Raw genomic sequence first — 9,460 nt, 5'->3', positions numbered from 1 at the left:
TATGTTTCAGCAGTTCCAGATAATGATCCAATGTTCTTAAAGTTTACTGCAAAAATCGAAAACTTATTTCAATTTGCACACAACTTTTGAGATTGATCCGTCTTATGTGAACTCATATCTTCTGGTATTGATACACAAAGAAGAAGTTGTTTAAAAGTATGACTATCATAAAAAGTCTTGATTGCCCCAGTTTTAAAGTTGGGTAAATCAGAAACTAGATTAGTTCTTATGAAGACAGCAAAATCAAATAAAGAACTATTTTCAAATTCTGAATATTTATCTAATAATAAAGTAATATATTTTAATGCTTTTCGCTTGCCTCTAATTTTATCTGCTCTATAATTAAATAGTTTTTCTAATTCCTTGATTGCATCGTTAAATTTACCTTCTTTTCCATAAGCAATGGCTTTAATACAAGCGTATATTAAATTACTTCGTTTAGTGGTCGAATCAGTTTCCTTAAGATTTTCTAACAACCTGCTATTTAGTCCAATACCATTTATTTCTGCTTTCATAGCATTAGACGTAATGTTGTTTCTTGAAAGCGTGTATATACTTTCGTCGTTACATTTAATTTTAGCAGCTCTTAATGCCAATATCATGTCACCTATAAATATTATTGGTTTTTCAGTTGATATATTTCTAACTTTAACTTGACTAATATCTTTTCTCACATCATTGAGAGCGTCAATTATTTCATCACTACTTCTTCTATTTTCATTCAAGATGTATTCATTCATATTCTGAAATGAAAAATTTTGAAACTGAGTATAATCTGCTCCTTGAAATGAATAAATGGATTGTGCTATATCCCCTATTACTCCGATTTTACTTTCTCCCAATCCAAGCTTTTTAAAGATTTCGACTTGTATTGGATTACTGTCTTGAAATTCATCTATAAATAGGTAAGGAAATTTAGCATTTAGAATATTGATAACAAAAGGAAATTTATTAATAATTTGGAAACTAAAAAACAGAACATCATCATGATGAAGTAATCCTTTTTTCCACATCATTTTTTTGTATTCTAAATACGAATCATTTTTAATTGCATAATTTCCGACTTTAAATGGATAATCTGTTTTAGCTTTTAATTCATTATTCTCGAATTTCCATTTAAGATTGGTAAAAGCTTTAATAATAGTGTTATCATCTCTGATTCTTTGTTGACCCGTTTTAGTTTTCCAATCGTTCAAAAAACTATAATTAGATAAAACAATATCATCATGACCATCCATTTCTGCTACATTTAATCCAAATTCTTCTGCAACAAATGAAACATAAGGTTTGATAACATTTTTATACAAAAAGCTATGGATTGTTGATACTTCCACATGTTCAGCAGAAGTTCCAAGTCGCTTTAAAATTGTTTCAACAGCTATGTTTGTATAAGTAATACAGGCAATTTTTCTTGTTCTGAAAAGTTTGTCTGAATTATGTAGTACATTTTTTATGTGATTTACCAACCAGTACGTTTTACCAGCACCAGGTCCCGCAGACACCTTGAAGTGACTGTCAATATCTGTGATTATACTGTCCGAATTAATTGTAATTATTGACATAGCTCTTCTATTGCAGATTGAATATAAGGTGGAACAACAAATTCTTTAAAATCAGCCGTTCCTTTCTTTCTTAGGTTTTCCTGAAGGGCATAACATAATTCTAATGCGTTTTCACCCTTCCCAACAGAGTTTAAATATCTTGCTGCTATAATTGCTTTCTTTTTCTCATCCTCAGACATAGTTGCGTTTGCAGTTATACTATCTATAATCCTTTGATTTTCTGTACTCGCATTTAATTTGTCCAATAAATCTTGTGGAGTTGTTCCAGCAGTACTATAAAGTATCATTAAATCTTTTATTTCTGCTGAATTACTTATAGAGTCTGTAAGTAAAATATCCAGAGTAGGATTATTGATTAAGATTTCATATTCAAATGTTTTCCCTGTTCCAATTGGTTGGCATAGCCACGCTCAAGAATGATAATGTATTTATGTCTTTGGTCAGGGACACGCTCCGCAGGAAACAATATACTACAGAACTGCTACGGCTGAAAAGCACGTATACAATAACCGACAGCATTATCAAAAACAATATGCGGATCATGACCGCAAAAAAAAGAATGGTAATAGATGCCAATCTTAATGTGGAAAATGCGATGATAAGCGTAGAGAAAAAACTTGACAAATCGGGAGTCAATCTCTTTGGCAATGAATATTCAAATCTATGGAACGCTGTCCAAATGACCAATAAAAGAACAGTTTCCCAGAATATCAAAGCGAAATGGGACATTGAAAGAAATGTGGTTGCTTACTATTCAAAATATAATATGGGGATGATTTTTGGATCCGTTTTTATATTATTGCTTCTTACCTGGTACGTCTGGAGAAACATACGGTATCTGAAGGCCACTGGTAATATGGAACAGCTGACCTTTCTCAATTTTAAATATCTTAACAACAATATTCTGCTCCCTTTGTTGGTCATATTTTTAAATATGGCCATTGTCACGAATTTGTACGCTCCGTCATTGTTTGTTGATCTCTTACAGCTGCTCTTGCTTGGAATACTTAGTTTGTTGTTCAAAGATCAATGGCCTGTCAAATCTCTTCTCAACTGGTATTATTTATTAGCCATCTTTATTGTTTTATGCTTTCTTGATCTGTTCGTGAATATCAGCTTTTTGGAACGGTGCACTTTTATAGCCATCAACGTCTTATGTATACGCTACGGAATGTTTCAGCTTAAAAGCATCAAAGAGGAACTTTACATCAACTGGTTCTTCAAATGGGCAAGTATTTTATTTATAGGTCTTAACAGTCTGTCCTTACTGTTTAATATCTTCGGCCGTGTATCACTGTCTCATACGCTGAGCCTTGCAGCGATCGTTTCACTGACGCAGATCATTGCGTTGAGTGTTTTGCTTAAGATCGTACTGGAGATCATCGTCCTTCAGATATTTGTCACCCGTGTCAAACGTGGTATCATCAAAATTTTCGACCACGAATCTTTAACGGACACATTGAAAAAACCATTTAATGTGGCGGTAATTTATATGTGGTTTATGGTAATCGCTTCCAATCTGAATATTTGGAAACCGATCTATGATCTACTTAGAAGAATACTTACCAACCCTATTATTATTGGGAGTGTGACCTTTACGATGAGAGGCATCATGTTATTTTTCTTCATTGTTTGGATGGCTCATCTGCTTCAAAATTATGTGAAATATTTCTTCGGCGAACTGGATGAGGAAGATGAGCAAGATGGGAAAAACGTCAACAAGCAGCAGCATTCCAGACTTCTGATCGCAAGATTGGTCGTGCTGATTGTAGGTTATCTGCTGGCTGTGGCTGCCTCCGGAATGCCTATGGACAAATTAAGCATAGTTATAGGGGCTCTTGGTGTAGGCGTCGGCCTTGGACTTCAAAATATTGTAACCAATTTCGTTTCCGGCATTATTCTCATTTTTGACCGCCCTATACAGGTTGGCGATATCATCGATGTCAATTCCCAGTCCGGACGCGTGAAATCCATGGGTCTGCGGTCTACAAAGATCAATTCATCCAGTGGTGCTGAGATCATTATTCCCAATGGAAATATCCTTTCCCAGAATATCACAAACTGGACCTACACCGATAATTTAAAACAGGTCGAGATCACGTTTCAAATTACTGGGACAACCGGTATCGATACCATTAATGAAACCATTAACAAGACCTTGAAGAGTCTACCTCTCATTGAAAACAACAGGCTGCCACAGATCTATTACAATTCGGTATCCAATGAAAATTACACAGTATTGGTTAAATTTTGGTGCAGTATCTACAGGACGGAAGAGGTATTGAGTACTGTGAGGCAGGAATTATTTTTAAATTTTAAAGAAATGGCAATCACATTAACCATATAAGGATAGAGGTTCCACCTTTAAAAATGATATTCAAAAGTAAAAATTATAAATAATATTAAACAGAAAAATTATGACGATAAGAACAAAAAAAATACTCAAATGGATATTAGGAATATTTGTGGCTTTATTCATCCTTGCAGCAGCGGGCTACTTCTATCTATCAGGTTATTTTAAGGAGGGAAATGCTTCAGAGTATAGTGTTGCGCAAACTGAAAAATTAAGTTCCAGTCCTCTTTCGGGCAAAACTCTGTTTTTTCTCGGATCGTCGGTAACGGTTGGGTTTGCCTCCCACGAAGAATCTTTTGCAGATTATATTCAAAAGAGGAATAACTGCACCATTGTAAAAGAAGCCAAAAGCGGAACGGTAATGCTTGACAATGGCAAAAGTTCTTATGTGGAAAGAATCAAAAACTTTGACACAAAAGCGAAAGTAGATGTTTTTGTTTGTCAATTGTCAACTAATGACACGAGATACAACGGCATACAAACAGTGGGTAATGTAAGCCCCTCTGCCAATATGAAGGATTTCAATACAGCCACAACGGTCGGAGCCATCGAATATATCATCGCCTATGCCCGAAAAACATGGAATTGTCCTGTTGTATTTTATACCAACAGTAACTTTGGTGATAAGGATTATGAATTCGTGATCAAAAAATTATATAAGGTTCAGAAAAAATGGAACGTTGATATCATTGATCTGTATGACGACAAAAAATTTAATGATATTTCTGATGAACAGATGGACCTCTATATGCTTGGGGATCACGTCCATCCACTTCGTGCTGGCTACAAATTGTGGTGGACGCCAGCGTTCGAAAGATCGCTGTATGAAATTGTGAATAGGCAGTAGAGCCGATTCTTGTAAAAGCGATAGCAATATTTTTCGCTTCAGAAGGAATCAGGTCATTGCTGCCGATATCGATCAGGAAAGGCTGGACATCCTTGAAAAAGACATAAGTGAAAAATCGTCTATTATCCCTGCATTATTAATCAGGATATCTACAGTGCCGTATTTTGACACGGCCTCAGCGATCATTGAATCAATATATTCTTCCTTCGCCATATTTGCTATGACCGTCTTAACTTTGCCTCCTTTCGCATGATACAAAAGAGAAATTTGTTAGAACATCAAAATAATAGGACTATTATTCTTCAATTGAAAATTTAATCAATTTGAGTACGGGACCAGCACAGATTACTGAAATACTACTATTTGAATGCTGATTGTTATTAACTTTTTAAATTAAATTGTATTAGTCGTAAACTAAAAGAAACTATTTGATAAAAATGAGTTTTATAATTCTTTTTAGATTTAGATCAATTGAACCAAATCATTTTTAAAGTGTTTGAAGATACGCTCGTCTTCATAACTAAACAAGATTATTAATTTGCGAAAGTGCAGAAATTCTTTCCAAATCTTCCACCAAATATTTCGATATTTCTTCGGTTATGGGTACAGAACAAAACCATAATTAGACTTCTAATTATGGTTTTTTCATTTATAAATATTTCCTATAATACTAAACAAAACCCACCTTTTCAAGTGGGTTTCTATATTATTGTTATTCAAAAAAGGAATTTAAGCAGACTCCTCCTCCTTATCCGGAAACATTACTGAAACAACAACCGATAATATCAAAATCCCCCCAACAATCCCTAATGAGACAGGAGATGAAATATGATACCAAGGTGAAATCAACATTTTAACTCCAATAAAACTCAAAATCACAGCAAGCCCATAAGGTAACTTACTGAACATATGTATGAAATTGGATAGCAAGAAATATAAAGATCTCAATCCCAAAATCGCAAAAATATTAGACGTATAAAGGATAAAAGGATCTTTAGAAATCGCAAAAATCGCTGGAATAGAATCCACCGCAAACAAAACATCTGTAAACTCGATTACCGCAACAACAACTAAAAGAGGCGTTGCCATTTTTACTCCGTTTTGTATTGTGAAAAACTTATCTCCATTATAGCTATCAGAAACTTTCCAGAAACTTTTAATCAATTTCGCGCCAGCACTTTCACTATAATCTTGTTCTTCATCATGATCTCCTCCACCCCAAGATTTAACACCCGCATAAATCAGGAACAGCCCAAAAAGCGTCATCACTACATTAATTTTAACATCATGTCCAAAAACCGTCATCTCTGGCAAATAAGTCAAATCAATCAACTCAACACCTGCAAAAATAAAAATCGCTCTAGAAATAAGCGCTCCAATTATCCCCCAAAACAAGACTTTATGATGAAGATGTCTTGGAACTTTGAAAAATCCAAATACCAAAATAAATACAAAGAGATTATCTACAGATAATGCTTTTTCTATCCAATACGCTGCCTGAAACTGAGTAAACTTCTCTATTGCCAAAGCGTGTCCTCCTGCATCTTGATTGAAAACCCAATAAACAACAACTGAAAAAACCATCGATAAAGAAATCCAAACAACAGTCCATGTTGTTGCTTCTTTAGATGACACCTCATGCGCCTTTTTATTGAAAACACCAAGATCCAACAACAACAACACCACTACAACTATGATAAAACCCGCCACAAGACCAGGATGCAAATCGATAATACTTTTATCCATATTTATAAATTAATTATTTGCTAAAGTTATGCATATTATCCGTCCACCTACTTCATTGGACGACATTATTTTATTATCACCTATCAATTTAACTGGAACTTATTTATTATCAAACATATATTTCAGACTCAACAAACTTAAAATAACAAACTCCATCAATTTTAAAAAAAAACATAACATACACAACCATTTTCCATCCACAGTATCGAAACATTAACTATAGACCATTTTCTTAGAAACGTAATATTTGAAAAAATATTAGCCATAACCAACTGTATCAATTACAAAAAAACATTTGGGCTCGAAGCATTATCAAAAAACACACCATTCTCCACCACAAGTTTCGATTAAATACTAAAACCCTCAGTAAAAACAGTTTATCATCTGTTCGTAATAAAACAAAATCAGCAAACTATTGAACTCATCACAAACCAATTCATTTGGTCGCCAAATACCATAAGTGAACTGTATAAAAGCCGTTGGCAAGTAGAAATATTCTTTAGAGAAATAAAACAATTATTACATATAAAATCCTTTGTAGGAACAACACAAAATGCAGTAATGATACAAATATGGACAGCTTTAATAACAATACTTGTCCTTAAAGCATTAAAAGCAATGGCTCGGTATAATTGGCATTTATCAAATTTAGTGGCATTTATTAGACTCAATTTATTTGTGAAAATTGAACTCCAAAAATGGCTCGATAAACCATTTGAAGAACACTTTCAAAAGCAAGAAATTACTATACAAGGGGTTTTGTTCTGATTATTGAGTTTTTCGGTCAATAAACTCAATAGATTTAATAAATTTGTGAAACCTAAAATTTATTTAGGACAGTATTGATTTTATTTATATATTTGAAAGATATTTTTGATTATATCTTATTAAAACTAACATTAAAACAACTAAAAAATGAGAAAATTTATTTTATCCTTAGTATTTGCTTTAATTGCATTGCCATCATTTTCACAAACTGAAAAAGATGAAGTAGCTATCTTTCAAAACGCTTTTGGTATTGAAAAAAGAACGTTGATTGAAAATTATATGAAAGTTGACGAATCGAAAGCTGCTGAATTTTGGAAATTATACGAAACCTATGAAAACAGCAGAAGAGCCATTGGTTTAAAACGTATTCAAAACATTACAAAATACGCTGAAAATTACGAGAATTTTACACCAGAAAGCATCAATGCTATAATGAAAAATGCTCTTGATGTTCAAAAAGAAATGACATCTTTATGGGGTTCAACTTATAAAAAAATGTCAAAAGTTATTACACCTGTGGAAGCTTCTAAATTCATCCAAGCGGAAATGTATATTGAAAACACTATACGTCAAGCCTTATTAGAACAAGTGCCATTAATTGGAGAATTAAGATAATATTTTAAATTACACTTTATACAAATCGGAATAGCAATTAATGTTATTCCGATTTGTTTTTTTTTTATAAATTTGTAACGTTAATACTTTTTATCCGAATCAATATTTTTTGATAAAATCAAATTATTGTTTTTATCATAAAGATTAGTTGTATTTGAAAATTTATAAGAATTAAATTTTTGATTTACTAACTTACCCTCTTTATCATATTCGTTTTCACAAGAATTTAAAATCGTCTGGTCTTTATAATACCATATGACTTTTAATAGTTTATTGTTGATGTCAAATTCTTTATAGTAATTAATATAGTGAACCCAATAAGTTTGATACCACCAAATATTAAATCTTCTTTTTGTATATTCTTCGCTTAAAAAACCATTATGTCCGTAATCACCTTCGGTACTGAATAGTTTTCTATTTTGTCGATTTTCATCTAAAAATAGAAGTTGTTCTCTAATGGACTTTATTTTGCCGTAAATTGTGTCTTTTGGTTGTGAATATGAAATATTTTTTAGTAACGTCAAAAAGATTATTAACAACTTTAACTTCATAATTTATTATTTTAAGTGATTGTTGTTTGCAGCACGATTTTCCAAAATGTCTGCCAACGAAAAAGTATTCGCGAAGGCGGGCTTTTACAAACGAAAATCTCAACTTTCACTGCACTAAGCAAAAAACTTTTTCTGTTGACTAAATTACAATTTTTTTGGAAACAGAAAAGTTTTTTTGCGACAAAATATCACAAATCTCTCAATGGTAGAATTCAGCCCCGCTTTTTGCGAATACACTGTTGAACTAAACCTTCGGTAGCCCCGTCTGCATATTTTTGATTACTTTGTAAAACTAATTAAAAATCAATAGAATGACAACAAAAAAAAGAGTTTAGACGAACTCAGAGAAAACAAACTCATCAATCAGGCAAAGCGCGAAGTTCCGGGATTTGCGGAGCTTTTGCAAAGGTTTGAACGTACGGTTTCGGTGTTGGGAAGAAGCCAAAGTACGTTTCAAAATTACTCCAGACACGTCGCTGCGGTGTCGCTGCATTTCGGGAAAATTCCTACAGAATTGGATTCTGAGCAAATTCACGATTACCTTTTTTACCTTCAGAAAAAATCAAAATCACCTTCACAGTCGTATTTTAAACATACCGTTTACGGACTTCGATTTTTACTGAAATCGGAAGGTTTGAGCTATGATTTTTTGAGTCTTCCGGAAATTAAAAGAGAGAAAAAACTCCCTGTAGTTCTCAGTAAACAGGAGGTTTGGCAGATGTTGTCGGGTTGTAAACTTCTGAAACATAGAATCTTAATCGGCATTCTTTACGGCTGCGGATTGCGATGTATGGAGGTTAGAAATCTGCGTTTATGCGACTTAGATTTTGATAGAAAACAGTTGAAAGTGGTTCAGGGAAAAGGCAAAAAAGACCGCTATTTGCCTTTGTCGGAACATTTGATTCGGGGTTTAAAAAAATATATCGAAGCTGAAAAACCAGAAGATTATCTCTTTGGAATGCCACGAGAAGGAAGAGCCGGCGGAGAGTTTGATTCCCGCTACTCACAACGAGGCGTT

Annotated in this window: 10 protein-coding genes; 5 read left to right on the top strand and 5 right to left on the bottom strand. The window is 33.3% G+C overall.

Features of this window, described 5'->3' with window-relative positions; translation table 11 throughout:
* Window positions 1-68 precede the first annotated feature (68 nt).
* Both DRF58_RS17245 and DRF58_RS17240 read right to left on the bottom strand, forming a co-directional pair.
* On the bottom strand, window positions 69-1,562 hold the full coding sequence (locus DRF58_RS17245; protein WP_116037142.1) for a UvrD-helicase domain-containing protein: 1,494 nt from the start codon (window positions 1,560-1,562) through the stop codon (window positions 69-71).
* A complete protein-coding gene (locus DRF58_RS17240; RefSeq protein ID WP_185144552.1) occupies window positions 1,553-1,849 on the bottom strand; it encodes a hypothetical protein in 297 nt (98 codons plus the stop codon). Before DRF58_RS17240 ends, DRF58_RS17245 begins: the two co-directional genes overlap by 10 nt.
* Before the next feature lie 254 nt (window positions 1,850-2,103).
* On the opposite strand from DRF58_RS17240, the gene DRF58_RS17235 reads away from it, so the two are divergent.
* Together DRF58_RS17235 and DRF58_RS17230 are read left to right on the top strand one after the other, a co-directional pair.
* A complete protein-coding gene (locus DRF58_RS17235; RefSeq protein WP_245955566.1) occupies window positions 2,104-3,909 on the top strand; it encodes a mechanosensitive ion channel family protein in 1,806 nt (601 codons plus the stop codon).
* 70 nt (window positions 3,910-3,979) lie between these two features.
* The gene (locus DRF58_RS17230) at window positions 3,980-4,762 is read left to right on the top strand and encodes an SGNH/GDSL hydrolase family protein (RefSeq protein ID WP_116037138.1); all 783 of its coding nucleotides are present in this window, start codon (window positions 3,980-3,982) and stop codon (window positions 4,760-4,762) included.
* Between the two features lie 72 nt (window positions 4,763-4,834).
* Here the strand turns inward: DRF58_RS17230 and DRF58_RS19220 are convergent, their stop codons facing one another.
* A complete protein-coding gene (locus tag DRF58_RS19220) occupies window positions 4,835-5,020 on the bottom strand; it encodes an SDR family NAD(P)-dependent oxidoreductase (RefSeq protein ID WP_379883745.1) in 186 nt (61 codons plus the stop codon).
* 471 nt (window positions 5,021-5,491) lie between these two features.
* The gene (locus DRF58_RS17220) at window positions 5,492-6,508 is read right to left on the bottom strand and encodes a TerC/Alx family metal homeostasis membrane protein (RefSeq protein ID WP_116037137.1); all 1,017 of its coding nucleotides are present in this window, start codon (window positions 6,506-6,508) and stop codon (window positions 5,492-5,494) included.
* A 351-nt stretch (window positions 6,509-6,859) separates the two neighbouring features.
* On the opposite strand from DRF58_RS17220, the gene DRF58_RS17215 reads away from it, so the two are divergent.
* Together DRF58_RS17215 and DRF58_RS17210 are read left to right on the top strand one after the other, a co-directional pair.
* Window positions 6,860-7,276: a transposase gene (locus DRF58_RS17215; RefSeq protein WP_317124877.1), complete on the top strand. Its 417-nt coding sequence runs from the start codon at window positions 6,860-6,862 to the stop codon at window positions 7,274-7,276.
* Between the two features lie 147 nt (window positions 7,277-7,423).
* Entirely contained in the window at window positions 7,424-7,891 is a 468-nt protein-coding gene (locus DRF58_RS17210; protein WP_116037135.1) for a hypothetical protein, read from the top strand.
* Window positions 7,892-7,971: 80 nt separating this feature from the next.
* Here the strand turns inward: DRF58_RS17210 and DRF58_RS17205 are convergent, their stop codons facing one another.
* Window positions 7,972-8,442: a hypothetical protein gene (locus tag DRF58_RS17205; protein ID WP_089770025.1), complete on the bottom strand. Its 471-nt coding sequence runs from the start codon at window positions 8,440-8,442 to the stop codon at window positions 7,972-7,974.
* Window positions 8,443-8,842: 400 nt separating this feature from the next.
* Between DRF58_RS17205 and DRF58_RS17200 the strand changes: the two genes are divergently transcribed.
* On the top strand, window positions 8,843-9,460 hold a 618-nt coding region (locus DRF58_RS17200; protein ID WP_245955565.1), incomplete at its 3' end, for a tyrosine-type recombinase/integrase.

Source organism: Epilithonimonas hispanica, assembly GCF_003385395.1.
GTDB classification, from domain to species: Bacteria; Bacteroidota; Bacteroidia; order Flavobacteriales; family Weeksellaceae; genus Epilithonimonas; species Epilithonimonas hispanica.
This window is presented reverse-complemented; position numbering and strand designations above follow the sequence as displayed.

Excerpts from the sequence above, each read along its gene's own strand:
- DRF58_RS17245 (WP_116037142.1), bottom strand. The coding sequence starts at position 1,562 with ATGTCAATAATTACAATTAATTCGGACAGTATAATCACAGATATTGAC.
- DRF58_RS17240 (WP_185144552.1), bottom strand. The coding sequence starts at position 1,849 with ATGATACTTTATAGTACTGCTGGAACAACTCCACAAGATTTATTGGAC.
- DRF58_RS17235 (WP_245955566.1), top strand. The coding sequence starts at position 2,104 with ATGACCGCAAAAAAAAGAATGGTAATAGATGCCAATCTTAATGTGGAA.
- DRF58_RS17230 (WP_116037138.1), top strand. The coding sequence starts at position 3,980 with ATGACGATAAGAACAAAAAAAATACTCAAATGGATATTAGGAATATTT.
- DRF58_RS17220 (WP_116037137.1), bottom strand. The coding sequence starts at position 6,508 with ATGGATAAAAGTATTATCGATTTGCATCCTGGTCTTGTGGCGGGTTTT.
- DRF58_RS17210 (WP_116037135.1), top strand. The coding sequence starts at position 7,424 with ATGAGAAAATTTATTTTATCCTTAGTATTTGCTTTAATTGCATTGCCA.
- DRF58_RS17205 (WP_089770025.1), bottom strand. The coding sequence starts at position 8,442 with ATGAAGTTAAAGTTGTTAATAATCTTTTTGACGTTACTAAAAAATATT.